The 23,396-nt window shown below is 55.5% G+C and carries 25 protein-coding genes; 19 read left to right on the top strand and 6 right to left on the bottom strand.

What is annotated here, in order from left to right; all coding sequences use genetic code 11:
* Positions 1-278 precede the first annotated feature (278 nt).
* The 8 genes from QWI16_RS11165 (at position 279) to QWI16_RS11130 (ending at position 7,132) form a co-directional block, all read left to right on the top strand.
* Complete coding sequence (locus QWI16_RS11165; RefSeq protein WP_302713147.1) at positions 279-1,457, top strand: dsDNA nuclease domain-containing protein; 1,179 nt, start codon at positions 279-281, stop codon at positions 1,455-1,457.
* Entirely contained in the window at positions 1,457-1,936 is a 480-nt protein-coding gene (locus QWI16_RS11160) for a hypothetical protein (RefSeq protein WP_302713146.1), read from the top strand. Before QWI16_RS11165 ends, QWI16_RS11160 begins: the two co-directional genes overlap by 1 nt.
* Positions 1,933-3,717: a coiled-coil domain-containing protein gene (locus QWI16_RS11155; RefSeq protein ID WP_302713145.1), complete on the top strand. Its 1,785-nt coding sequence runs from the start codon at positions 1,933-1,935 to the stop codon at positions 3,715-3,717. The genes QWI16_RS11160 and QWI16_RS11155 overlap by 4 nt, the downstream gene beginning before the upstream one ends.
* Before the next feature lie 501 nt (positions 3,718-4,218).
* Positions 4,219-4,548 carry an HIT family protein gene (locus QWI16_RS11150; protein WP_302713143.1) on the top strand — a complete coding sequence of 110 codons (330 nt, stop codon included), beginning with the start codon at positions 4,219-4,221 and terminating at the stop codon, positions 4,546-4,548.
* Positions 4,549-4,638: 90 nt separating this feature from the next.
* Positions 4,639-4,971: a hypothetical protein gene (locus tag QWI16_RS11145; RefSeq protein WP_302713141.1), complete on the top strand. Its 333-nt coding sequence runs from the start codon at positions 4,639-4,641 to the stop codon at positions 4,969-4,971.
* 105 nt (positions 4,972-5,076) lie between these two features.
* Positions 5,077-5,817: a helix-turn-helix domain-containing protein gene (locus tag QWI16_RS11140; protein WP_302713139.1), complete on the top strand. Its 741-nt coding sequence runs from the start codon at positions 5,077-5,079 to the stop codon at positions 5,815-5,817.
* A 70-nt stretch (positions 5,818-5,887) separates the two neighbouring features.
* A complete protein-coding gene (locus QWI16_RS11135) occupies positions 5,888-6,268 on the top strand; it encodes a VOC family protein (protein WP_302713137.1) in 381 nt (126 codons plus the stop codon).
* 204 nt (positions 6,269-6,472) lie between these two features.
* The gene (locus tag QWI16_RS11130; RefSeq protein ID WP_302713135.1) at positions 6,473-7,132 is read left to right on the top strand and encodes an HAD family hydrolase; all 660 of its coding nucleotides are present in this window, start codon (positions 6,473-6,475) and stop codon (positions 7,130-7,132) included.
* 17 nt (positions 7,133-7,149) lie between these two features.
* Here the strand turns inward: QWI16_RS11130 and QWI16_RS11125 are convergent, their stop codons facing one another.
* Positions 7,150-9,069, bottom strand: coding sequence for a methyl-accepting chemotaxis protein (locus QWI16_RS11125; RefSeq protein WP_302713133.1), 1,920 nt, complete (start codon positions 9,067-9,069; stop codon positions 7,150-7,152).
* 286 nt (positions 9,070-9,355) lie between these two features.
* A complete protein-coding gene (locus tag QWI16_RS11120) occupies positions 9,356-9,652 on the bottom strand; it encodes a ChaB family protein (protein ID WP_302713131.1) in 297 nt (98 codons plus the stop codon).
* 120 nt (positions 9,653-9,772) lie between these two features.
* Between QWI16_RS11120 and QWI16_RS11115 the strand changes: the two genes are divergently transcribed.
* Entirely contained in the window at positions 9,773-10,615 is an 843-nt protein-coding gene (locus tag QWI16_RS11115; RefSeq protein ID WP_302713129.1) for an alpha/beta hydrolase family protein, read from the top strand.
* A gap of 69 nt (positions 10,616-10,684) precedes the next feature.
* The gene (locus QWI16_RS11110; RefSeq protein WP_302713127.1) at positions 10,685-11,296 is read left to right on the top strand and encodes a hypothetical protein; all 612 of its coding nucleotides are present in this window, start codon (positions 10,685-10,687) and stop codon (positions 11,294-11,296) included.
* A gap of 21 nt (positions 11,297-11,317) precedes the next feature.
* On the opposite strand, the gene QWI16_RS11105 is transcribed toward QWI16_RS11110, so the two are convergent.
* From QWI16_RS11105 to QWI16_RS11095, 3 genes are all read right to left on the bottom strand, one after another.
* Positions 11,318-12,418, bottom strand: coding sequence for an endonuclease/exonuclease/phosphatase family protein (locus tag QWI16_RS11105; RefSeq protein WP_302713125.1), 1,101 nt, complete (start codon positions 12,416-12,418; stop codon positions 11,318-11,320).
* 285 nt (positions 12,419-12,703) lie between these two features.
* Complete coding sequence (locus QWI16_RS11100) at positions 12,704-12,994, bottom strand: hypothetical protein (protein WP_302713124.1); 291 nt, start codon at positions 12,992-12,994, stop codon at positions 12,704-12,706.
* A 17-nt stretch (positions 12,995-13,011) separates the two neighbouring features.
* A complete protein-coding gene (locus QWI16_RS11095; RefSeq protein WP_302713123.1) occupies positions 13,012-13,569 on the bottom strand; it encodes a PilZ domain-containing protein in 558 nt (185 codons plus the stop codon).
* Positions 13,570-13,749: 180 nt separating this feature from the next.
* On the opposite strand from QWI16_RS11095, the gene QWI16_RS11090 reads away from it, so the two are divergent.
* From QWI16_RS11090 to QWI16_RS11080, 3 genes are read left to right on the top strand one after another with little or no spacing between them, the layout of a single operon-like run.
* Positions 13,750-14,988, top strand: a complete 1,239-nt coding sequence (locus tag QWI16_RS11090; protein WP_302713121.1) for a lipoprotein-releasing ABC transporter permease subunit — start codon at positions 13,750-13,752, stop codon at positions 14,986-14,988.
* The gene (gene lolD, locus QWI16_RS11085; protein ID WP_302713119.1) at positions 14,981-15,688 is read left to right on the top strand and encodes a lipoprotein-releasing ABC transporter ATP-binding protein LolD; all 708 of its coding nucleotides are present in this window, start codon (positions 14,981-14,983) and stop codon (positions 15,686-15,688) included. The genes QWI16_RS11090 and lolD overlap by 8 nt, the downstream gene beginning before the upstream one ends.
* Complete coding sequence (locus QWI16_RS11080; protein WP_302713118.1) at positions 15,681-16,913, top strand: lipoprotein-releasing ABC transporter permease subunit; 1,233 nt, start codon at positions 15,681-15,683, stop codon at positions 16,911-16,913. Before lolD ends, QWI16_RS11080 begins: the two co-directional genes overlap by 8 nt.
* A gap of 32 nt (positions 16,914-16,945) precedes the next feature.
* Here the strand turns inward: QWI16_RS11080 and QWI16_RS11075 are convergent, their stop codons facing one another.
* Positions 16,946-17,470: a DUF2062 domain-containing protein gene (locus tag QWI16_RS11075; RefSeq protein ID WP_302713117.1), complete on the bottom strand. Its 525-nt coding sequence runs from the start codon at positions 17,468-17,470 to the stop codon at positions 16,946-16,948.
* A 123-nt stretch (positions 17,471-17,593) separates the two neighbouring features.
* Between QWI16_RS11075 and QWI16_RS11070 the strand changes: the two genes are divergently transcribed.
* From QWI16_RS11070 to QWI16_RS11045, 6 genes are all read left to right on the top strand, one after another.
* Positions 17,594-19,909, top strand: a complete 2,316-nt coding sequence (locus tag QWI16_RS11070) for a DNA internalization-related competence protein ComEC/Rec2 (RefSeq protein ID WP_302713115.1) — start codon at positions 17,594-17,596, stop codon at positions 19,907-19,909.
* Positions 19,910-20,044: 135 nt separating this feature from the next.
* Positions 20,045-20,674, top strand: a complete 630-nt coding sequence (locus QWI16_RS11065; RefSeq protein WP_302713113.1) for a MotA/TolQ/ExbB proton channel family protein — start codon at positions 20,045-20,047, stop codon at positions 20,672-20,674.
* Positions 20,675-20,689: 15 nt separating this feature from the next.
* Positions 20,690-21,115, top strand: a complete 426-nt coding sequence (locus QWI16_RS11060; protein WP_302713111.1) for an ExbD/TolR family protein — start codon at positions 20,690-20,692, stop codon at positions 21,113-21,115.
* A gap of 3 nt (positions 21,116-21,118) precedes the next feature.
* Positions 21,119-22,153, top strand: coding sequence for a tetraacyldisaccharide 4'-kinase (gene lpxK, locus QWI16_RS11055; RefSeq protein WP_302713110.1), 1,035 nt, complete (start codon positions 21,119-21,121; stop codon positions 22,151-22,153).
* Positions 22,150-22,914: a 3-deoxy-manno-octulosonate cytidylyltransferase gene (gene kdsB / locus QWI16_RS11050; RefSeq protein ID WP_302713109.1), complete on the top strand. Its 765-nt coding sequence runs from the start codon at positions 22,150-22,152 to the stop codon at positions 22,912-22,914. The genes lpxK and kdsB overlap by 4 nt, the downstream gene beginning before the upstream one ends.
* Positions 22,911-23,393: a low molecular weight protein-tyrosine-phosphatase gene (locus tag QWI16_RS11045; RefSeq protein WP_302713107.1), complete on the top strand. Its 483-nt coding sequence runs from the start codon at positions 22,911-22,913 to the stop codon at positions 23,391-23,393. Before kdsB ends, QWI16_RS11045 begins: the two co-directional genes overlap by 4 nt.
* The last annotated feature ends 3 nt before the right edge of the window (positions 23,394-23,396 follow it).

Below are 23,396 nucleotides of genomic sequence, written 5' to 3'. Positions count from 1 at the left end.
ATCCAGGCTTGTTAACGGTATCGAGTACCTGGCATGCATCGGACTACTTCTCCGGTAACTAGTTGCCGCTAGCTACGGGCTTCAATTTACCCGCCAACAGTCGCAAGGAACAGCGTTTCTATGAATATTCAACCATACAAGTAAATCCAGGTGACGCCTACGGCGCACCTAATTTAGGCGTTACACGGTGGGTCACACTGAGTTACTCTCTAGAATCAATAATAGGATCAGGAAATGCGCATCATAAATCGAAGAATATTTCCTGAAGGAAGATAAGCGTGGCAGAAAAAAACATCGGTAGTCCAAGACTTCATGAAGTCGAGCCGCGGGAGAATGTTGGAAGGGAAACAATTGCCCGCTATCAAGCCCAGTTTCGCGGAGCGGCTTTCGAGTGTTTGGCTCTATTGGAGGATGAGACACTAGACCGTGTCTATTGTGATTACCAAGATGATTTCGTTACTCGCCTCAATGTCGAGGGGAATTATGTCTATAATTTTTTTCAGGTTAAAACCAAGGGTAAATTGAATTACCAATGGTCTGTAAACGATGTCTTAGGGATAAGGAAAGGCGCTAAAACATGCGAGCCAGACAAGATTACCGATAGCTACGTTGGAAAACTCCTTATCCATGCTATCAGGTTCGAGAATTCTTGTGGCAACGTCGTTTTTCTTACCAATGTGCATCTAAATGATGATTTGGAGGGATTGCGTGATGCCATACAGGACGATAGTGATAACAATTATTACAAATTATTGCTTGAAAATTTTAATGAAGCTTTATGCCCAGAAGCGCCCATAGAAGATCAGGGCATTATAGAGCGCATTAAGAAGCTTAAGATTAAGTCTAATGTTTCCTATTTAAATCCACACGATGATAAATTTTTCTCTGAGGCAAGAGAGACCATTTATCAATACAGTGAAATAGATTTGCAGCGTTCAGAGTGTGAGGAAATTCTTAACAGTCTTATATCTCTTGTCGAACGGAAGTCGTTTGGCAAACTATTAGAGGAAATAGGAGAAAGCGACCTCGATGATATAGCAGGCGTTAGTCTTTCCGAAATGCTCGATATTCTGAGCATCTCCAAAGCGGCATATCAGAGCTTAAAAGAAAGCGGCGACTCACAAGCCGTCAAGAATGCTTCCATTATTCACAGGTTGATGAGTAAGGCTGGGGCGTCAGAGCGAATGATAGAGTTCGTGTCTGACTGTAAGGTTCGATGGGATATATGGTTTAGGGACAAACGCCATACTATTCCAGAGTTTGACCTGAATTTCATTTTAGAAGAAATAGAGAAAAATGCGGCTGAGTGGGTGAAATTAGGAGAAAGTCTTCCATTGCTTCAAAGTCGAATCAATATAGTATTGTCTGCCTTGGATACTGAAGATTTGTCTGCCACTCTTAATCGCGAACTCCTTCTAGGCGCTGTTTTTTCGTTTTTAGTTAGAGGAAATGCGTGATGGATTACGAAGAATTCTTTCAAGAAGCGTCTGATAAAGAAATTGTATTGCCTCTAGATCAGTTCAGTGGTTCGGCACCTCATCGGCTTAGCAATGAAGCGCTTTTTCATCTTCCCTTGCTCGCGATGACTATTCTCTTGTTGTCTAAAACACGCCGCAAGCCTAAGTCAGACGAACTAGGTCAGTTGATTGGCGAGTGTTTTGAGAGAACATTTTCAGGCTTTAAAGGCTCATCCCAACACTTGGGATGGTCGGCAAACCTTAGGATGCGGACAGTTAAGGCGCTAACCTTTCTTGAGACAGTAAGCCTTGTTGAGGTCGACCGCCATGATTCTCGCATTAAAGCCACCGAGTTTGGGAAAAAGGTCGTATCAAAAGCAATAGATGTACAATCAGACCTCGGTTACACGCTCCAGCTAATTGAAAGAAATTATTTTGATATACAAATAGAAAAACAAATTGCAATGGATTTGGAATGAAACTTGTTAAATTAAAAATTCATCCTTCAGGGAAGACCGGTTGGGGTTCGAAGGATCTTCTGTTTGCTAGCGATATCACCCAACTATATGGGCCGAACGGCGCAGGGAAAACGCCTGTCATTCATTCTATTGCCTTCGCGCTTGGGTACCCTGTTAGATACAGGGACGACATTATGGCGAAATGTTCTTCAGTCAGCCTGACTGTGGAGCATGAACAGGAATACTTCACTTTCGAGAGGTCATTTTCTGATAAGTTTCACATAGAAGTTTCGGAAAAAGGTTCCAAGGAAGCACGTATTTTCTACAACGAACAAGAGATTTCTGAGTACCTATTATCCAGACTTGGGTTATCATCACTCGCGTTGACGAGCAATAATAATGAGCCTACTTATCCGTATGTCTCAACATTCCTGCCGCTCTTTTATATTGACCAAGATGCTGGTTACACGAGTGCTTACAGGCCTCCAGGTGGTTTCATAAAAGATCAATACGCAGAGATGGTCAGGTTGGGGCTTGGAATTGCTCCAAAACACTCGTTCGAGGCTAAGCGTTTTCTCATAGAAAAGAAAAAGGACCTTGATTTAGTAAATATTCAAATCGTCAATACTGAGGAATTCATACGCAAACTCGAAGAGCCGTCCGATATTGGTAACATTTCTGTTTCCGAGATTGAGGAAGAGTTGGATCAATTTAGAGGCGAGCTGGAAGATCTCCGTAATAGTTTTGATGTGACGAACGATGCCGATTATGTGCTACAAAGACTGATTCGCGAGAAGCAGAATGAACGGCTTAATCTGGTGGCTTCGATCAAGAACCTAGAAAACCGGATCTCAGGGTTCAATAAGATAAAGAACGAAATAGAGATCGAAATTAATACCTTGTCTCTTAACGAAGAGTCTAGACGGCTGTTCAGTTCTTTTAATGAAATTTGTGCAGCACCAAGTTGCGGTCTTTTTACATCAAGTTCGGATTCGTACGGAAAAAATTTGCTTTATCTTCGCGATCAAATCAAAGACTTAGACAGAAACACAAAATTTCAAGAAGTAAGGCTGGATGAATATATATCGAGATTGAGAAGGTTCGATGAGGAGATTGCCTCCCTCGAATCCAGTTTGACGAAGGAAGAGGAGAATTCCCAAACAACGTCTTTGATAGCTGCAATAAGTGCATTAACACGATCGATTATTGATCGCCAAGGAAAAAAAGATGTATTGAAACGGATCGAATCCGAGAAACATGATTACGTTCAGCTATTGAATAAGCGTAAGCGTCTTCAGGGCGATATATCTTCTTTTGAAGGCGGAGCGGGTTCGGGTGATATCAGAATCCTCGAATTCAGAAATTCTTATCGTAAAAAGATTGTCGAATGGCTTGATGTTCTCAGCACTAAGAACGTTTCGAGGGACATTGCTGTCGACTCTGATTTTAATATTTTGTTTGGGGCGGAAAAATTATCCCAATTCAGTGGTAGTACACTTTTGCGAACAGTCCTTGCTCTCAGGGCTGCCTTCTTTGAACTGTTCATTTCCATGGGATGCACTTCTATAGAGTTCCTGATATTTGATACGCCACGGCAGCATGATATTGAAACTAAAGATTTTGCAGCATTTATCACGAAATTAAAAAGCATCTGCAAAGGTAATCGAGCTCAGATCGTCTTCTCTACCACAGAGTACCACTACAACGCAGCTGAAGGGGACATAGAGTGGAAACCGGAATTTTCTGGCTTTGAACAGCCAATGTACCTAGGTGTAATTGATAATAATCAAGCTCCTAACTAGACCCTGTGAAGGTAAAATATGAAGTCTTGCACGTGGGAATACCATAAAAAGTCGACTAAATTGTATGCCCGCTTTTTACACGATGTAGGAATAGTATTGATGGAACAAAATATAGGAAACCCATAGATTAGAAGCCCAAAGCCCACTTCTAATCAATTCAATCTGAGTTCTAACGTCTAGCGATAGCAGCTATTATGAAGAGGGAATTTTGCTGGGATGTTCAGGGAAAGTCTAATTTTTAGACAGGAGTGATCCGGCCCAGTAGGGTGGATAGAAAGCTGGGGAGAAGATTTATGGCTCTGTTCGGCTTGTGGGTAAAGCCGCCTGCAATGGCTGATGCCGTGTATCCACTTTAAGTTCAGCGCTTCATAAAATTCGTTGATTTTCGCTACCGGGCCGATGGCTCGGCCGAATCGTTTTCAATAGGGAGGCCGGTGTCCGGCCAGTCTTTGGTGAGCATGCAGAGACGGCATAACCCTGCTCAATCTCATAAGGGTCTTGATGGTCGATTTTTATTGTAATGAAGTGTTGAGCGGCGCCAAGCAGGTGGATGTGGTCTGGGAGTCCGATAAGGTGTTGGCGTTTCACCATACGCAGCCTTACTACGAGGCGCATGTGGTGATTATTCCCAAGCGGCATATCAACTCTGTAACTTGTGTAGATGAGGTTGATGGTCAGTTGGCGTCCGACTTTATGTCCGCAATCGCATTCGTCAGTGCGATGATCGAGTCCCAGTTCGGCGGTTGTCGGGTGTGCAGTAATGTGGGGTCGTACCAAACCACTAAACTTTTGCATTGGTATGTACACGCGGGGAAAAGGCTTAGGGAGTAAACGCAATCAATGGATATCATTCGATTTCCCGTGCGTTTTCTGATCAGGCAGCGCCTTTCGACTTTGGGAGCCACGTGATTCGGCGGCACTATGAACAATAAAATCCACAGCGCCTTGGTTGGCTTGATTAAATATGTGATTTGTCCTCTCGGCACCGTGATGTGGCTGGCATTTATTGTCCTCCACTGGGCTGAGCCTTCGATTGCCGGTTTTGACCGCACGGTTTACGTGGCGCAGGGTGCGGTTCAGGTCTGGGCGGTGCGATTGTTGTACATCTATTTTCTGTTGTTTGCCATGTACCGTTCCTACGCGGAGTTGGGGGATCGTTTTGATTTGCCCTACGAGTTGTGGCCGGCGATGCTGGCGTTTCTCGTGCCTTTGCTGCTTGTGATGGCAATGGTGCAGTTTCAGTGGTTTTCTTAGCCATCGTGTTAGGGGATAGCGTTTTCAGCGACACAACATGATTCGGGTTTTCGGCTAGCAATGCTTGATATATTCTTTGTCAGTAAAGGGCTGTGAGATTTTCGTATGTACGAGCCGGTGCAGGATGGAAGGGACAAAAGTCTGGATTCGGTTCGCTATAGTGAGGCCAAACCTCCGGAGGAGCTCTCTGAGGTAGTGCATAACTACTGGGAGCTCAAAACCCAGGCGCCTCTGGCTGAGGATTTTACGCTTCACGCCTTGCCGGATGCTTGCGTGAATCTTCTTTTTAACCTCAAAGATACCGCAATAGCGGGTGTTACCGCGCTTCAAACCACGTATACGACTCTGAATTTGGGTAGGGATTTCCACTACGCGGGCGTTCAATTTTTCCCAGGGGTTTGGTGCACCAGTGCGCATGACACCACAGACAGTTTTGTGGGTTCGCCCTACCAGGGCAGCTTGCCACTGGTGAAAACGGCTGAGAAGTTGGCGGCGTTGGATTTTTCTGCCAGCTCGCCGGTGTTCTCAGCGTTGGTGTCTGAGCTCGCCGAGCGCGGTATGGTAAAGGATAACCCTGTCACCAAAAGTATACTGGAAAACTTAGAGGTGATTCGCAGTGTGGCGGATATGGCGGAGGTCACTCATAAGTCGGCGCGGCAGCTTCAGCGTATATTAAAAGCCTCTACGGGCTTTTCCCCTCACGACTTGCTAAAGGTATTGCGGTTGCAGCGTTCATTTAAACGGCATTACCTGGATGCCTACACCGATCAGTCGCACTTTATTCGCTCGTTTCGGGAGATTACAGGTTATACACCCGCGGACTACTACAAAAAATACGATGTCTGATTTATACAATACCGGGGGCTGAGTTGTGCTTAGTATGGTCATTTCGTAAGCCTAACTCAGGAGAGTGATCATGAAGCAGAACGCAGTCGGGTGGTTTGACATCTACGTAAACGATATGCAAAGGGCAACCACGTTTTACCAGTCGATTTTTCTGTGTGAGCTTGAAAGCATGGGTGACCCAACGGACAGCAGCGCGTTGATGATGAGCTTTCCAACCGATATGGGTATCTATGGCGCGGGTGGTGCACTGGTAAAAAGGGAGGGGGCCGACCCAGGCGGTGGCGGCACGGTTGTCTATTTTGGTGTTCAAGACTGCGCGCTTGAACAGTCGCGCGTTGAAAAGGCTGGCGGTAAAGTGGTCAACCCAAAAATGTCTATCGGTGAGTATGGTTTTGTGAGCCTGTGCGTGGATACCGAGGGCAATGTGTTCGGCCTTAGCTCTTTAGTGTAGCTTTCGCCAACTACAAATGCGTCAGGTGATCGGCCTGACGCTAGCGGATCGCCTGTTTTAGGGGGGTACCCCCTTTAACAGGTTTCTGTGTTGGCAAGTCAGGGGAGGGGCTCGCTTGGGGTTGGCAGACCATAGTGGCCGAACGTACAGTGGGGTGAGAAGCTCTCACTTGAGCATTCACAGTCCTGCACTAGAGAGGCCGCATTGAACAAAATCAGCACCCTTATTTTCGATCTGGACGGCACCCTCAGCGACCCCAGCGTGGGGATTTACCGCTGTATGAACTTTGCCCTGAGCGCCTATGGCTATGCCGAGGTGTCCAAAGAGACGGTGGCGGCGGAGATTGGCCCGCCTTTGGATGAGGCCTTTGGGCGGTTTCAGCCGGGCGCCGATACGGCCACAATCGAGGGCCTGGTGGCCAAGTACCGCGAGCGCTACGCGAGCCTAGGCTACTCGGAAAATCAGCTTTACCCCGGTGTTGCCGAGCTGCTGGCGGGGCTGGTGCAGGCTAAGGTCAGAGTCGGTGTCTGTACGTCCAAGCGCAAAGACTTTGCCGAGAAGATCCTGGCGATGTTTGGCCTGCTAGACAGCTTCAGCTTTGTCAGTGGCGGGGATATCGGTATTCAAAAACGCGAGCAGCTGGCCGAGCTGCTGCACGCGGGTAAAATTGATGCCTCAGCCGTGATGATCGGCGATCGCGCCGTGGATATTCTCGCCGCCAAGGCCAACGGCTTGCGGTCGGTGGGCGTGCTTTGGGGGTTTGGCTGTCTCGATGAGCTGCAAAGCGTTGGCGCCGATGTGATCGTCAGCCAAGTGGGCGAGCTTGCTTCACTGGAGTTTGCGCAAGCCGCTCACGACACTTGACGCTTGGCTAGCCGGTGTCACACACGGTATTCATCCAGTTGTTGCTGCAGGCGTTTGGCCAGGGTAATTAACTCCTCGCTGGCTCTGCGGGTTGTTGTCGCCTGCGCCTCTGTGTCCTGCGCGCTTTGGCGCACGCTCTCAATGGTTTGGTTGATTTCGTCGGATACCTGACTTTGCTCTTCGGAGGCACCGGCGATGTCGGTGTTGAGCGCGGCTATCTCCCTGACGACTTTCAGTATCCGGCCGATGGATTCACCGGATTGCGTTGCCTTTTCGGAGACTTCAGTGGCCATGGCTTTGTTGCCTGCCATTTTTTCTGCCGCTTTCTCCGAGCCCTGTTGTAACTGCTCGATTTGCTCGCGGATATCGACAATGGAGTTCTGTGTGCGATTGGCCAACAGGCGCACCTCGTCGGACACCACGGCGAAGCCTCGGCCGTGCTCTCCTGCGCGGGCCGCTTCAATGGCCGCGTTTAGCGCTAACAGATTGGTTTGCTCGGCAATACCGTGGATGACGTCCAGCACCCCGGCAATGGCGATGCTGTGTTCGCTGAGTTCATTTACCGATTCGGCGCAGCTGACGGCGCTGTTGGTCAGCTTTTCAATGATGTTGATGGTCTCGTGCAGGGTGTTTTGTCCCGCGCTGGCCTGGGCGCTGGCGTCTTTGGCGAGCTGGTCGGCATTGCTGGCACTGTGCGCGACATTTTGTGAGGCCAACACCATTTGCTGCATTGACTCGCTCACCCGCTCAATGCCTTGGGTTTGCGTTTGCACTGCCGCACTGGAGGCCTCGGCCACAGATGACAGGGATTGCGAAGACGCCAGAAGCTGCTTTGATGATTCGCCAATGCTGCGAATGGTTTGCTGAAATTTTTCCATCAGTGCATCAAAGCCGTGAGCGACTGTGCCAAACTCGTCGTGGCTGGTGCGGTTAAGGCGTATGGTTAGGTCGCCGTCACCCTGGGTAATATTGTCAATGGCGCTGATCAAGTATGTCAGCGGGCGCGTCACCAGAAGCCGCAGTAAAATCACCACCAGGATAATCAGCAGCACGCCTGCTGCGATAATAGCGCCGACGACTTTGCCGGAGCCAGCCCAGAGAATGCTGCTGATCTCGGCGTTTGAGTAGGCGGCAACCACGCTGTAGTTCCAGGGCTCGAAGGCTGTGCGGGTGATCTGCCAGCTATCCGGGCTGTTCAAAATGGTGTTGATCTGCTCGCTGCTGTAATTGTCAGAATGCATGCGCACTCGTCCCTGATCGTCGACAATGGCGATAAACCCCTTCTGCAGAATCCGTGCGTCAGCGATTTTTCGCCCAAGCTCTGTCAAGTCGGCTGAGTAGCCAACGTACCAGACGCCAATGGTCTGTCCGGCAGCGTTTTTCATGGGCTCGTAGCCGGTGAGGTAGGGTGAGCCGAGAATATCCACCTGCCCGTAGAAGGCCCGGTTCGAGGCTATGGCTTTGTAGGCTGCACCTGCCGGATTGAGCGTGGTGCCGGTGGCGCGCTTTCCTTCTTTTTGGACATTGGTGGAAACGCGTACGTAGTCGGCGCCGTCTTGCACAAACAAGGTGGCGGTGCCGCCCATATCGGCAGTGAGGCCATCCACCAGCTCGTAGCGATTACTTTGTTCCTGCTCGCCCAGCAGCAACTGAGGGACGTCGCGCCCGGCGACCTGTGTGGGTTCCCCCTTGGCGGGTGTGCCCAACTGCAGGCCACGTTTTTTCAGAACATTCATGCTGTTTTTTACGCGTTCGGCCATGATGGCATCAATCACACTCAGCATGCCGATGCTCTGGCGGGTTTTCTCGGCGGCGCTTTCTCGGGCCTGCATTTTCACGTTGTGCGATTCGATGGACACAAACCAAGCCGTTGCTATAGCGGCGAGCACCATCATCAGTGCTACCAGCCACAGGGTAAATTTGTTGGTCACAGACATTCGCTGGGCCTCTTGGGGCGATATCGGAGTGTTGGTATAAACTATCGGCTGCTCAAGAGGCAATTTGAGCGGCCCGCTTGTAAGATTAGTCCATTTTCAACAATGCGGTGACCTTGGCTTCGCCGCTGCGTTATGGGCGCAGTCAATGCCGCATCTGAGCTGTAGCGCTCAGTGTAGGATGTTAAGAAAGAGAGGCTCTAGAATGAGGCCGAGCTAAAGCCCCAGCAGCGGCGCCATGACCGCGGCTGGCCGACCGGTAGGATGATTGATGCAGTGAAGCGTCGCTCTAATGCTTTTTTACCCAATTGCCTTTATCGGATTTGGTGTAGGACTGTTTGACCGCGGACCAGGCGACTTTGTGGGCGACCGACTCTCTGTCGTCGTTACCGCGGCGCTTCTGCGGGTCTTTATAGGTATCCCAGGCGCTGTTAAAGGCCTCAAGGTAGATTTCCCGGGCGTGCTTGGGCAGTGCATTTTGCACCGAGTCCGGCAGTTGATTGAGGTTCTGGTAGGGCATGATGTTGTCCTCTTGCGCAAGTATCGGGTGAGTGGCGCGAACGCCATGGCAAGTAATACGCAACATGTGTTCCTACCCTGTTGCCGTGCTGGTGGGCAGCATTCAGGGTTTATCGGTGGCTAGTCCGGCAGTTGGGGCCGGAGTTACAAACCTATTGCAAATATAGGCAATTTTTCGGGAGGACATATGTGGCGCTGGTGGGTGATAGTGGTGTTGACGCTGGGCAGTGTGGCCGGCCGGGCGGCGGAGTTTCCTCAGCATGAGCTGAGTTTTACCAGCCGGGGCGTTCAGTTATCCGGCTCGCTGGTACTGCCCGCAAGCGGTGAAGCCCGGGCGGCGGTGGTGTTTGTTCACGGTTCTGGCCCGCAGGAGCGCAGTATTCATTGGGCCGAGCGGTTTGCCGCGGCCGGTATTGCCGCACTGGTGTACGACAAGCGCGGCGTAGGGCGTTCCGATGGCGACTATGAAAGCCAGCAGAGCGTGAGTGGTATGAACATTAGCTTGTTGGCCGATGATGCGGCCGCTGCCTTGGCGGCGCTGAAAGCCCACCCTAAAACACAGGGTGTACCGCTGGGGTTTACCGGTATCAGCCAGGCCGGTTGGATTGTGCCTCTGGCCGCGGAAAAAAGCGGCGCGGCCGATTTTATGGCGTTGTGGAGTGCGCCGGTATGCAAAGTGAGTGAGGAGGATATTTTTTCCAAGCACACCGCCGATAACGACGGCGCAGCGGTGCCGAGTTATCGCGAGGCCCTGGCTGCGCGCAAAACACCTTATGTCTGGCCGGATTTTCTCGGCACCGATACCGACCCTGTCACCAGTTTGGCCGAGCTTGAGATTCCCGGGCTCTGGGTGTTTGGCGGCAACGACGGCAGTGTGCCGGTGGATGTGTCCATTGAGCGTTTACAATCTCTGGCAAGTGCCGGGTATGCCTACGACTATGTACTTTTTTCGGGCCTGGGCCACAACAATATGACTGAGACTTTTGCCACGGTCACAGACTGGATTTTGCGGCTCGTCGAAAAGGACTAGGTGCTACACACGGCGTGGTCGTGTCGGTTTCAAACTGATCGACCTCGCATTTATCAGGGAGCAACAACGATGACAAAAACCTCTTTTAGCCCGCAGCAACAGGCGTGGATGAATCAATTCAACGAGATCATGGCCGATCCGCAAAAACGTGAGGAGTTTTTGCGGGACCCATTGGCCGCTATGCAGCGCATGGGCGCTGATCTAAACAGCCCTCATATCAGGGCATTTGCCTCGGGCCTTGAGTCCATGGTGATGACCGAGGAGCTCAAACAGCGGCCAGGGGCGCTAAGCAAAACGCAACAGCCCATGCTGCTCAAGGCTAAAAGCAATGCCTTTGAGGAACACTTTCATGTGAGCATTGAGTTTTGGGGCGTTGTGATGCGTGTGGACCACGAAGCCATTAAACAGTTACCCAAAGGCTCGGATGCCATCAAGAAGCTGGCCGAAACAGCAACAGAGGTGATGCGTGTGGCGGGCGAGGGCGGGCCTTTGGCTCCCTTTATCGCTATTGGCTTGCTCTACTGGTACGCGGTTTTTACCGCTTACACCGTGGTGATGCCGGCCATTGATCAGGGCAAGGGAGTCTACCTGACCATCTCCTGGCCGCAGATAGGCTTGGCTATCGCCAGTGGCGGCTTAATCGCTGCAGCGGCGTTTCCCGTACCGACAGCGGTGGTCTAAACCGCTGGCTCCGGGAGGGCGTTATTGCCTGGCCGGGTTGGGCACATCGGCGGCGCTTACCGATTGCTCGTCGATGCGCTCTTGCGCATAGTCCCGGTCGTCTTTTGAGGGCGGTGGTTCTTTGGGGAGTCTGTTGTCCGGCTCGTAGGCGAGCGTGGCGAGCAGCGGAAAGTGATCAGAGCCAATGCTCTTTAGCCGTTTCATTTTGACAAGCTTAAAGGCTTCGCTGTGGAATAAGTGGTCCAGTGGCCAGCGGGCAAACCAGTAATGGGTGTGAAAGGTGTTAAAGGTACCCCGGCCGATACGTGGGTCTTTTAAACGGCTGATTTGCAAAAATGTCTGGGTGCTTTTGGACCAGGCAACATCGTTGAGGTCGCCCGTGACAATGGCCGGTATGGCGCCATTGGTTTCCAGTTTTCTTGCCAGTACCAGTAACTCGGCGTCGCGCTCGCCGGAGGAGGGGTTTTCCGTCGGGCTCGGCGGCGCCGGGTGCATAAAGTGCAGGTTCACCCAATCGTCGGCAATCTGTAGGGCGGCGTGTATGGAAGGTTTGTCGTCTTCCACCAAGAATTTGATCTCGCTTTCGTGCAGTGGAAGGCGAGAGTAAACGTGCATGCCATAGAGGTTTTTTAATGGGCATGCCACCCGGTAGGGGTAGTTGTCGTGCAGGACCGCCAGTGCCTCTTCCCATCGATCATCGGATTCCAAGGTCACCAGAATGTCCGGCTGATACTGCTGCACGCGATCAATCAGTGCCTGGTAGCGGTCGTTGGTCATCAGCACATTGGCGCTGAGAATCGTGAGCTGCTTTGATCGCTCGCTTGTCTGGGCTCTTGGCACCTTTACCGGATAAAAGGGCGTGTAGGGCAGTATCCAGCGCGCTTGCAGCATCAGAGCCAGGCAGCCCGGTATAAAGATAATCCCGGGCCACTCCCACCAAGACAGGGCGCTGCCTGACAGCAGGCCAGCCAGCATGATCGCAAGGCAGAGCGTCAGCCCCACGCTGATTTGCAGGCGCGGAAAGTCCAGAACCCGTATCAGCCAATGGGTAAAGCGAGTCCGCGGTATCAGGGTGAATAAGGTAAAGGCCAGGGTCAGGTAGGCGGCGATGTGGTAAGCCATGTGCAGCCCTTAGCCGTTGGCGGTAGTGAGTGGGGAAGCATTCGTGCTTGGGAAAACCGCATAAAAAACCAGCGCTGGCGAGGCATTCATTTTTTGGGCTCCTGTCGGGGCTAAGGTTCACCTCTTAGCGTAAGCAAAATTATGACCAAGGTGTTCGCCTCGGCGCTCTGTGGGGTTTGCGCGAGAGACGGCCAGATAACGGTGAATTATTTACAAACAGGAGTGGGATTTTGTAAGCCCAGGCGGTTGGCGGGCTTAGGGCCGGGTAAAAGGCCCTAGGGTCGTTTACTCGCCCGTGGCGACCTTGGGCTCAAACTTGATTACGGAGTGAATCACCCAGTCGTTTTCAAAGTAGACCACAAAGTCGGTGTATTCCCAGCGGTAGATGGCCGGGTCACCCACGGGGCCGGACTGGCTTTGGGGCTCGCCGTACTGCTCCTGTACTTTGGCTTTGGTGGTGCCGGTGGGCGGAGTGGTGATTTCTTCGCCCTGCTGGCCAATGGGGATGCGCAGCGTCTCTGCCGCCGCCGGCAGCGCCAGGCTCAGAGTCAGTAAAAGGGTATTGAATAGTGACATGAGTGTTGGCGGGCCCCCTAGCCCTTGGTGCTGCGAATTTGATCCATCTGCGCCCGCATAATCTGCTGGCTGATTTGCTGGCGTTGTGCACTGTTGCTGTAGTGGAATTCTGCCGCAATATCAAAACCGGTGTCGCGATCGGGTTCACATCGCGTCACTTGCGCGTGCAGGGCAATGGCGGAGGGCGGACTGGCGAAAATGAGCATCATGGCCACCCACTGGTGCTGGGAGACGGGCTCGCGGTGGTTAAAGCTGATGCCGCCCTCGCTCAAGGTCACGCTCTGGTAATCGCCCTGGGCCTCGGCGCTGGAAGTGAGGCAGTAGAGGGCCAGCACATCCACCTTGCGCGAGAGCAGGTGCAGATACTCACCAAGCGCCCGGTCGCCGTCTTTAATTTGCTGTTGTACCTGGGCGGACTCGCCATCGATTTTCTTGAGTTCGGCCATGGTGCGCAGCACCGCACTGGAGGCAAAGTGAATGGCCGGATCCTGTTGTTGGCCCGGAGGTGCATCCAGCGGCGCCACCTCAATGCAGGCATCCACCACAATGCGAAAGTACTCGCGCCGATCGTCCATAACGCCACCCTGTCATTATTCGATAGTGGTGCAGCAGCGCGCGCCACTGCAGATGCTTCAACAATAGCACACTCGGTGAATTCCCCTGAACAATTCCGGCGCAGGACAGGTTTGCCTGGGCGCAACCAATAGTGCTGGGCCGCTCTTGTGGTTGTGACTTTGTTGGGGTTAAATGCGCAAATGCTGAAAAACGTCCCCCTCATGATTGGTCTCAGGTACATCCGTGCCAAGCGCCGCAATCAGTTTATTTCCTTCGTCAGTGGCTTTTCTCTTTTGGGGATGGCCTTGGGGGTCATGTCCCTGATTATTGTCATGTCGGTGATGAACGGTTTTGACCGGGAAATGAAATCCAGAATCCTGCAAGTGATCCCCCACGGTTATGTGGACTTCCCCGCAGCTTCGGGTGACTGGCAAACTCTGCGCGCGCGGCTTTTGCAGTACCCGGATGTTGAAGCTGCCGCGCCCTACGTTGGTGGTTTTGCCCTGGCCGGTTACAGTCGCGGGGTCGAGGGGGTGAGTTTTTCGGGGATCGACCCGGCACTGCAAGCGGGGGTGTCCGAAGTGGCCCGCAGCATGATGATGGGTGAGCTGGATCAGTTACAGCCGGGCCAATTCAATATTGTGCTCGGTGCTTTGCTCGCCCGCCAATTGGGTGTGATTCCCGGCGATAAAATTACCCTGACGCTGCCGCGGGTGCGCATCACCCCGGCCGGTGCCTACCCCTTGGTCAAACGCTTTACTGTGGTCGGTGTGTTTGAAGTGGGCGCGCCGGTGGATCAGACGCTGGCGCTGATGCACATGGACGATGCGGCGCGACTGTTGCGTCAGAGTGGGCCGTCGGGTCTGCAGGTGCAGGTCAGCGATATTTACCGCGCCGGGGAGGTGCTATCGGGTGTGCGCGCCGAGCTGGGTGAGACTTTTAAGGTGCGCGACTGGAGTCAGACCCAGGGCAGTTTGTTTCAGGCCGTGAAAATGGAAAAGCTGTTAATCGGTGTGCTGCTGAGCATTATTGTGGTGGTGGCGGCCTTTAATATTGTGTCCTCGCTGGTGCTGATGGTGGCGGACAAACGTTCTGACATTGCCGTTCTTAGAACCCTGGGGCTCAACTCGCGCCAGGTGATGGGCATTTTTATGGTTCAGGGCAGCGGCGTCGGCGTGATCGGTATCGTCTCCGGTGCCATTGTCGGCGTGTTGGTGGCGCTCAATATCAGCGCTCTGGTGGCCGCGATCGAGCGCTTCACCGGGCTTCGGGTGTTCGATCCCAATGTGTACTTCATCAGTCATTTGCCCTCCGAACTCTATTGGTCGGATGTCTGGACAATCTGTTCTCTTGCCCTCGCTTTGAGTCTCTTGGCGTCGCTGTATCCGGCGTGGCGGGCCGGGCGGGTGCAACCAGCCGAGGCGTTACGTTATGAATGATCATCCGGTGCTCTTGTGTGAGTCGGTGAGCAAGTCTTACCGGCAGGGGCCCCAGGCGGTGCCCGTGCTCAATCATGTCAATTTGAGTGTGGCTCAGGGTGAGCGTGTGGCGGTCATGGGGGCCTCGGGCTCGGGCAAGTCGACGCTGTTAAACATCCTCGGCGGGCTGGACACGCCCGACAGCGGCTCTGTGAGTGTCGCGGGCAAGGCCCTGTCGAGCCTTAATGCCGATGAGCGCGGTGCGCTGCGCAATCGCAGCCTGGGGTTTGTCTATCAATTTCATCATCTGCTGGCGGAGTTCACCGCGCTGGAAAACGTCGCTATGGCCCTGGTGATTGGTAAGCGCTCGCCGCGAGAAGCCACGGCAAAAGCGCAGGATTTACTGGCGCAAGTGGGGCTGGCCGAGCGGGTCAGCCACAAGCCCTCCGAGCTCTCGGGCGGTGAGCGTCAGCGGGTGGCTATTGCCCGCGCGCTGGTGACCGAACCGGCCTGTGTCTTGATGGATGAGCCCACCGGCAACCTCGACAGTCACACCGCCGCTGAGATTCAGGCGCTGATGCTCGCGCTCAACCAGCGCATTGGCACGAGCTTTGTGGTGGTGACCCACGATCTTGCCCTGGCGCAGAAGATGGATCGTATTCTGCACCTGCGTGACGGTCAGTTGCTGCCCTGGCAGGATGAGGTAGCCGCGCGTGTTTAATCGCTTTACCTGGCAGGTGGGGCGGCGCTACGCCACGGCGCGTGGCGGCAATCACCTGGTGAGTTTTATCTCGCGCATGTCGGTGATTGGGCTGGTCATCTCGGTGGCCCTGTTGATTCTGGTGCTGGCGATTATGAACGGGTTTGACCGCGAGCTGCGCGAGCGTATTTTGCAGGTCATGCCCCAGGCGGTGATTTACAAGCGCGACGGCATCGCCAACCCCTCAGAGATTATGGCCCGGGTCCGAGAGCACCCCGAAGTTGTGGCGGCGGCGCCCTATGTAGAACTACAGGGGTTGTTGTCTCACGGCCTCGAGGTGGCGCCCACCGCGGTGTTTGGCGTTGAGCCCGAGCTTGAAGTGGAGGCCTCGGCCATGGGGGCGTACCTGCGCCGTGGCAATCTGCAGGCGCTGGCATCCAGCCCGCGGGCTTTGGTGCTCGGCAGTGCGCTGGCCGATTCGCTGAAGGCGGGCATTGGCGATCGCCTGACCCTGATAATCCCGCGGGGCGATGGCCGCCAATCACCGGCGGTCAATGCCCTCGAGGTGGTGGACATTCTCGATACCGGCACCGAAATCGATGCGCAGCTGGCACTGATGAACTTGGCCGCCGCCTCAGAATTAACCGCTTATCCCGGCAGTGTCTCGGGCATCCGCCTGAAAGTGGTCGATTTGTTTGCCGCCTCGAAAACCGTGTACGAACTCTCGGCGCAACTGCCGCCCGGTTACTACGGGCGCGACTGGAGCCGCACCCACGGGAATCTCTACCAGGCCATTCATATGTCGAAAAAGCTGGTGGCGCTATTGCTGCTGCTGCTGATTGGCATAGCCGCGTTTAACCTGGTCACCACCCTGATCATGGTGGTGGTGGACAAGGAATCGGACATCGCCATTTTGCGCACGCAAGGGGCCAAGGGGCGCGAGATTGTCGGCATTTTTCTGGTGCAAGGCGGCATAATCGGCTGCAAGGGCACAGCGCTCGGCGCGGTTATCGGGGTACTGCTGTCGAGCTTCGTCACTGAGGCCGTGGCGGCTATTGAGCGGCTGACCGGCTTTCAATTTCTCCATTCAGATGTCTACCCGGTGACCTACTTGCCCGCCGAGCTACTCTGGCAAGACACGCTCTATATTTGCGCCGCGGCGCTGGTGTTGAGCTTTGTCGCCAGCATTTACCCCGCCTGGCGCGCGGCAAAAATTCCCCCCGCCGAAGCGCTGCGACATGATTAAACCGCAGCACAATTAAACCACTGATAGGTGCACTACTGGCGAGAGGAGCGATCCCGCTTGCGCCTTTCCCAGGCGCGAATGACATGCCAGCGCCAGAACAGCTGCATGGTGATATAGCCGAGCCCACCGATGACAAAACCGGTAAGCACTGAGCCCAGCATTAACGGCTTCCAGATAATGGCAAACTCTTCCATCAGCCAGGCCCAGTTGTGCTCAGTGGGCGAGCCGACACTGGGGGCGTCGAGAATCCAGCGGCCCAGTTGGTAGGTGGCAAAAAAAATGGGGGCGTAGGTCAGCGGGTTGGTAATCCACACCAGCGCCAGGGTAATGGGCAGATTACAGCGAACCCAGAGCGCGCACAGGGCAGCCAGCACCATTTGCCCGGGCACGGGCAAAAATGCGAAAAACACACCGAAAAAGAAAGCCAGCGACACAGAGTGCCGATTCAGGTGAAACAGGTTGGGATCGTGCAGTAAGTCACCTAAAAACTGCAGTGCCGGCTTTTCTTTTACCGTTGCGGCGTCGGGTAGAAAACGTCTGATTAACTTGCGAGCCATCCGGGGTTCACATCGCTACTGCAAAAGTGGGCGCATTTTACCTGTAAAACCCGAGCATCACCATGGTAAAACCGAGTCATATTGCTACACTGGCGATGGATACAGGCAAATTCAAGGACGAAAATGTATCGATCGCTGCTGTCTGCGCTCGCAGGTCTTACTCTCCCCGGCTTTTTACCCGAGCTCACGCCCCTATGGTTTTCGGCTTTACTGCTGTTAGTTGGCGCCATTGTGGTCGCCTTCAGCCTTTACTCCGCTTCGCCAAGGGCAGCTCAGCTCAGGGGTGCGGCGCTGATGCTCAGTGCTTTTGCTCTGGGGTTTGGCTGGGCGAGCGCCTATGGGCAGCGGCTGGTTGATCTCGAGCTGCCCGCGGCGCTGGTGGGGCAGGACTTGCTTGTCACGGGCACGCTGGACTCAGCGCCCGAGAGGGACAGCCGCCGATATCGTTTTGTGCTGGCGCCGGAGCCGGGTGCGGAAAAAATGCCACCGCGGGTACAGCTCAGCTGGTACGGTGCCCCCGCCTGGCTTGAGCAGGCCAGACCCGGGGACCGATTGCAGTTGCGGGTGCGTTTGCGCGCGCCGCGCAGTTTTATCAATCCGGCGGGGTTTGACTACAAGCTCTGGCAGTTGCGCCGGGGCGTGGGTGCCCAGGGCTACGTGCGCAAAAGCCCGGAAAATCAGCGCCTCAGCCGGCGCCAAGATGTTGGTGTCAAAGAGCGCCTGGCACTGTGGTTAGTTCAAGAGGCGCCGCGCAATCGCGATGTCCTGCGCGCACTGCTGCTCGGTGATCGCGGTGAGCTGACTGACAACCGCTGGGCGCTGTTTCGCGCCACGGGCACCAGCCATTTAATTGCCATTTCAGGGTTGCACATTGGCCTGGCGGCGGCGCTGGGGTATGTGCTGGGCACTTTATTGGGCCGGGGTTTGACACTCTTGCTGGGAATACCGGCTTACCTGCCAGCGCTTTTGCTTGGTGCTTGCTGCGCCTGGGCCTACAGCGCCCTGGCCGGCTTTAGTCTGCCGACCCAGCGGGCTCTGGTGATGGTGCTGCTGTTTTACCTGGCGCGGCTCGCCGGGTGGCTTCCCGGTGGCGGCCTGTTTCTCGCTGCGGCGGCCGTGGTGGTGTGTGTACTCGACCCCCTGAGCGTCTACGACGCAGGCTTCTGGCTGTCGTTTCTCGCGGTCGCCAGCTTGGCGCTGGTGCTCGGCGGAGCCCGCAGCCTGGGCAGGCATCGCTACTTGGCGCAGGTGTGGCAGCCTCAGTGGGCTGTGTTTATTGCACTCGCTGTGCCCCTGGCGGCTGTGTTTGGCGAGCTGTCGCTGGTCTCCCCCGTGGCTAACGTGGTGGCGATTGCCCTGGTCAGCCTCTGGGTGGTGCCCTGTTTGTTTGCCGGTGCGCTCGCGAGCTTTATCGCTCCGGTGTTGGCCGCTGGCTTTCTCTGGTTGGCGGATCGGGGGCTGGATTTGCTCTGGCTCTGGCTCGAGGCGTTGATCCGCGGCGCCGAGGCCATTGGTCTCGATGCGGCTGTACCTTTATCGCTCGCGCCCGGCGGCCTCTGGCTGCTGGGGCTTGCTTGCCTGCTATGGTTGCTGCCGGCACCTTTGCGACTGATGCCTGCCGCAGTGCTCTTGGCCGGGTCCGCCTTGCTCTTGCCAAGCCCCAAACCGCCGCCGCTCGCGGTGACCGTGATGGATGTGGGGCAAGGGCTGGCTGTGGTGGTGCGAGCCGGTGACAAAACCCTGGTGTATGACACAGGCCCTTGGTTTGGCCCGGGCTTTAATGCCGGCGCCGATATTCTTGCGCCTTACCTCAAAGCCCTGCGGGTAAAGCGGGTGGATGCGCTGGTGGTATCACACGCGCACAGTGATCACGCCGGTGGGGCAGCGGGGCTGCTTGAGTCCCTGCCGGTAGAGCGCTTCTACCGCAGCGAGCGGCTCAAGTACATCGAGGATAAAGACCGCGCCCGAGCGCAGAATTGCCATACCGCCTCGCCCTGGCAGTGGCAGGGTGTGTCCTTTGAATTTATCTCGCCACCTGGACAGGCGACGATGTCGGGCAACAATGCCTCCTGCGTGTTGCGGGTGAGCTCGGCTGAGCTCAGTCTGCTATTGCCGGGGGATATAGAAACGTCCATGGAGGCTTCGCTGGCCGAGTACCTGGGGCCGGTGACTGCGCTGGTGGCGCCCCATCACGGCAGCTTGAGCTCATCCAGTGAGCGCTTGGTTACGGCATTGAGCCCCGAGCTTGTGGTCTTCTCCGCCGGCTTCAACAACCGTCACGGCCACCCGCATCCCGACGTGCTTGAGCGCTATCGCCGCCAAGGCAGTGGAATGGCCAACACAGCAGAGGCGGGCGCTGTGCATTTTTCGGCCGATTCGCAAGGCACGCTGCGCCTTGTCAGGCAAAGGGCACTTGAGCGGCGTTACTGGCGTGATTGATACCCCGCAAGCGCCCAGAGTGTGAACCGCCGCCGTCATCAACGCTAACTCCGGGCCCAGTCTCTGTGGTAGGCTACTGCGTTTTTACCGCCGCCTAGCGGTCAATAAAAAGCCTGCTGAAAGAGGATTGCATTTGTGTTTGAAGTGATTGCCGCGGGTGGCTGGTTGATGCTGCCGATTATTCTGTGTTCTGTCGCCGTACTGGCAATCAGCGCCGAGCGCTACTGGAGCCTCAACCCCAACAAAATCGCTCCCCGGCACCTGCTCGCCCAGGTGTGGGGTTGGATCAAAAGCAACGAGCTGGATGCGGCCCGCCTCAAAGAGCTCAAGCAGTCATCGCCGCTGGGTGAAATCCTCTCGGCCGGCTTGTCCAATTCGCGCTACGGCCGGGACATCATGAAAGACTCCATCGAAGAGGCCGCCAATAAAGTCATCCATGAGTTGGAGCGCTTTGTCGGTATTCTCGGCACCATCGCCGCGGTCACCCCGCTGCTCGGGTTGCTGGGCACAGTGTTTGGCATGATCGAAGTCTTTAACGCCATCATGATCAAAGGCACGGGCAATGCCGGGGTGCTTGCTGGCGGTATTTCCCAGGCGCTGATCACCACCGCTGCCGGTTTGTGTGTGGCCATTCCGGCGATGATCTTTCACCGCTACTTTCAACGGCACATCGACTCGCTGGTGGTGACCATGGAAGAAGAGGCCATCAAGCTGGTGGATGCGCTGCACAGTGATCGCCGCGTCGACGTAAAAGCCAAGCGCTAAAGGGGAGACTGAACCGTGCAATTTCGTCGTCAGTCCCGCGAGGAAGACAGCATTAATTTGACACCCTTGATTGATGTGGTGTTTTTGCTGCTGATCTTTTTTATGGTGTCCACCACCTTCACCAAAGAAACCCATTTGGAAATCGATTTGCCCGAAGCGGTGGGTGAAGCTGCCCCCAACCGCGAAGAGCCGCTGGAAATCATCGTCAGCGCCGAGGGCAATTATTCTGTGAACGGTCAGTCGCTGGTGAACAACCAGTCCGCCACCCTGCGCTCGGCACTGACCGAGGTCTCGGGCGGCAACAGCGATCAGCCGTTGATCATTACCGCCGATGCCAAAGCGCCTCACGAGTTTGTGGTGCGCGCGATGGACAGCGCCGGGCAATTGGGCTTTGTCAATTTGAGCATCACCACCCGCCGCCCCGAGGGTGACACTGAGTAATTCATGACCGCAGAAGACCCCACCGAAGCCCGCTGGCTGGCGGCCTGGTATGGCCGGCGCCGCTGGGTGTACTGGCTGCTGCCGCTCGAGGGCCTGTTCCGGTTTGTCAGCGCGGTGCGACGCTGGTGGCTACAGCGCTGGCGCCAAGTTCGCGTGCCGGTGCCGGTTATCGTCGTTGGCAATATCTCGGTGGGCGGCACGGGTAAAACACCGGTGATTGTGGCGCTGGTGAAGTATCTGCAAAAGCGCGGTCACAAGGTGGGCGTGATCAGCCGCGGTTATGGTTCCAGGGCGCCAGAGTACCCTTACGTCGTCTCTGCAGCTTCCAGTGCCGAGCAGGCCGGTGATGAACCCCTGGCCATCTGGCGCGCCAGTGGCTGCGCCGTATGCATTGATGCCGATCGGGTAGCCGCCGCCCGCACTCTGGTGCAGGCCGGTTGCACGGTGCTGCTCAGCGATGACGGTTTGCAGCACTACCGGTTGGGGCGGGATATTGAAATCGCCGTGGTGGATGCCGCCCGTGGTCTGGGTAATGGCCACTGCCTGCCGGTAGGGCCGCTGCGCGAACCTGCGGCGCGCTTGCAGGTCGTGGATTTTGTGATCGCCAACCAAACCCAAGACGACAGAGAGAGCGACATTGTCAGCGGCGCTTATAAAATGCGGCTGCAACCCAAACACTGGTTTCGCGTGCAGGATCTCGAGGTCTTACCGCTTGAGCAGATTCCCCGTGGCAGCGGTGTGCATGCGGTGGCGGGAATTGGCAATCCGCAGCGCTTTTTCGATACCCTGACCCGACTCGGGCTCGCGCCCCAGTGTCATATCTATCGCGATCATCATGTGTTCACACCGGCCAACTTTCGCTTTCAGACGCCCCTGCCGGTGGTGATGACCAGTAAAGACGCCGTGAAATGTCAGCCGTTTGCTCAGCCCGACTGGCTGGCGCTGGAGGTGGATGCGGTGATCGACAAACGGTTTTGGCCCGCACTGGATGCGGCTCTCGAGGCCCGCACGTCTGAGATTGAGGAACGCAGGTTATGAGTTTTATTGTGGTTATTCCCGCGCGCTACGCCTCCTCGCGTCTGCCGGGCAAGCCGCTCGCGGATATTGCCGGACGGCCAATGATTGAACACGTGTATCGCTGCGCGCAGAAAAGCCAGGCCCAACGCGTCCTGGTGGCCACCGATGACGCGCGTGTGGCCGAGGTGGTGAAGGCTTTTGGCGCAGAGGTGGTGATGACGCGAGCCGATCATGTGTCGGGCACGGACCGCTTGCAGGAAGTGGCCGCGCAGCTGGCCCTTGAAGACGACGCAATTGTTGTCAATGTGCAGGGCGATGAGCCATTGATCCCCGCCGAGGTGATTGATCAGGTGGCGGGTAATCTGGCCGCAAACGACTGGGCCAGTGTCGCTACCCTCTGTGAGCCCTTGCAGAGCGCCTCGGATTTTCATAACCCCAATGTCGTCAAGGCCGTTAGCGATCAAAGCGGCAGGGCGCTGTACTTTTCTCGTGCGCCGGTCCCCTGGCCGCGCGACCTTAACGTAGAAGCAGCCGGTCCTGTGCCCGAGGGCTTTGCGGCGCGCCGGCACATCGGGCTCTATGCCTATCGCGTTTCACTGCTCAATCGTTTTGTGCGCTGGGCACCGGCGCGCCTGGAACTGACAGAGTCTCTGGAGCAGCTGCGCGTTCTTGCCTATGGTGAGGCGATTCACCTGGCCGATGCCTGCGCCAAGGTGCCGGGCGGGGTGGATACCCCGGAAGATCTCGAGCGTGTGCGCGCGTGTTTTGGAGAGAGCCAATGACCGTTAAGGTGCTGTTTGTTTGCCTGGGCAATATCTGCCGTTCGCCTACGGCCGAGGGGCTGTTTAAAGCCCGCATTGCCGAGGCGGGGCTGGAGGCTATGATTCACACCGACTCGGCCGGTACCGGTGGCTGGCATGTGGGCAATCCGCCTGACCCACGCGCCATCAAAGCCGCTGCCGATCGCGGTATTGATATTCGCGGGTTGCGCGCCAGACAAGTCAGCGAAGAGGACTTTGCCCGTTTTGATTATGTCCTGGCGATGGATGAGGCTAACCTTTCGGATTTACAAGCATTGCGCCCGCGCACGGCCCAGTGCCAGTTGAAACTCTACCTGGACTACGCTGAAGACACCGACGAAACCGAAGTGCCTGACCCCTATTATGGCGGCGACGAGGGTTTCTTGCGGGTGCTGGATCTCATCGAGCAGGCGGCCGATGGCCTGCTTGCGGATATCCGCAAACGCCACGGGGTAGGTTGAGCA

The sequence above is a fragment of the Gilvimarinus algae genome (assembly GCF_030518215.1).
In the GTDB taxonomy this organism is placed as follows: domain Bacteria; phylum Pseudomonadota; class Gammaproteobacteria; order Pseudomonadales; family Cellvibrionaceae; genus Gilvimarinus; species Gilvimarinus algae.
This window is presented reverse-complemented; position numbering and strand designations above follow the sequence as displayed.

What these genes read in the sequence shown, in the direction of transcription:
- QWI16_RS11070 (WP_302713115.1), top strand. Translation starts at nt 17,594, where the DNA reads ATGTATCGATCGCTGCTGTCTGCGCTCGCAGGTCTTACTCTCCCCGGC.
- QWI16_RS11115 (WP_302713129.1), top strand. Translation starts at nt 9,773, where the DNA reads ATGTGGCGCTGGTGGGTGATAGTGGTGTTGACGCTGGGCAGTGTGGCC.
- lpxK (WP_302713110.1), top strand. Translation starts at nt 21,119, where the DNA reads ATGACCGCAGAAGACCCCACCGAAGCCCGCTGGCTGGCGGCCTGGTAT.
- QWI16_RS11140 (WP_302713139.1), top strand. Translation starts at nt 5,077, where the DNA reads ATGTACGAGCCGGTGCAGGATGGAAGGGACAAAAGTCTGGATTCGGTT.
- QWI16_RS11045 (WP_302713107.1), top strand. Translation starts at nt 22,911, where the DNA reads ATGACCGTTAAGGTGCTGTTTGTTTGCCTGGGCAATATCTGCCGTTCG.
- QWI16_RS11120 (WP_302713131.1), bottom strand. Translation starts at nt 9,652, where the DNA reads ATGTTGCGTATTACTTGCCATGGCGTTCGCGCCACTCACCCGATACTT.
- QWI16_RS11135 (WP_302713137.1), top strand. Translation starts at nt 5,888, where the DNA reads ATGAAGCAGAACGCAGTCGGGTGGTTTGACATCTACGTAAACGATATG.
- QWI16_RS11145 (WP_302713141.1), top strand. Translation starts at nt 4,639, where the DNA reads ATGAACAATAAAATCCACAGCGCCTTGGTTGGCTTGATTAAATATGTG.
- QWI16_RS11100 (WP_302713124.1), bottom strand. Translation starts at nt 12,994, where the DNA reads ATGTCACTATTCAATACCCTTTTACTGACTCTGAGCCTGGCGCTGCCG.
- QWI16_RS11090 (WP_302713121.1), top strand. Translation starts at nt 13,750, where the DNA reads ATGCTGAAAAACGTCCCCCTCATGATTGGTCTCAGGTACATCCGTGCC.
- kdsB (WP_302713109.1), top strand. Translation starts at nt 22,150, where the DNA reads ATGAGTTTTATTGTGGTTATTCCCGCGCGCTACGCCTCCTCGCGTCTG.
- QWI16_RS11095 (WP_302713123.1), bottom strand. Translation starts at nt 13,569, where the DNA reads ATGGACGATCGGCGCGAGTACTTTCGCATTGTGGTGGATGCCTGCATT.
- QWI16_RS11160 (WP_302713146.1), top strand. Translation starts at nt 1,457, where the DNA reads ATGGATTACGAAGAATTCTTTCAAGAAGCGTCTGATAAAGAAATTGTA.
- QWI16_RS11125 (WP_302713133.1), bottom strand. Translation starts at nt 9,069, where the DNA reads ATGTCTGTGACCAACAAATTTACCCTGTGGCTGGTAGCACTGATGATG.
- QWI16_RS11150 (WP_302713143.1), top strand. Translation starts at nt 4,219, where the DNA reads ATGGTCGATTTTTATTGTAATGAAGTGTTGAGCGGCGCCAAGCAGGTG.
- QWI16_RS11075 (WP_302713117.1), bottom strand. Translation starts at nt 17,470, where the DNA reads ATGGCTCGCAAGTTAATCAGACGTTTTCTACCCGACGCCGCAACGGTA.
- lolD (WP_302713119.1), top strand. Translation starts at nt 14,981, where the DNA reads ATGAATGATCATCCGGTGCTCTTGTGTGAGTCGGTGAGCAAGTCTTAC.
- QWI16_RS11105 (WP_302713125.1), bottom strand. Translation starts at nt 12,418, where the DNA reads ATGGCTTACCACATCGCCGCCTACCTGACCCTGGCCTTTACCTTATTC.
- QWI16_RS11155 (WP_302713145.1), top strand. Translation starts at nt 1,933, where the DNA reads ATGAAACTTGTTAAATTAAAAATTCATCCTTCAGGGAAGACCGGTTGG.
- QWI16_RS11110 (WP_302713127.1), top strand. Translation starts at nt 10,685, where the DNA reads ATGACAAAAACCTCTTTTAGCCCGCAGCAACAGGCGTGGATGAATCAA.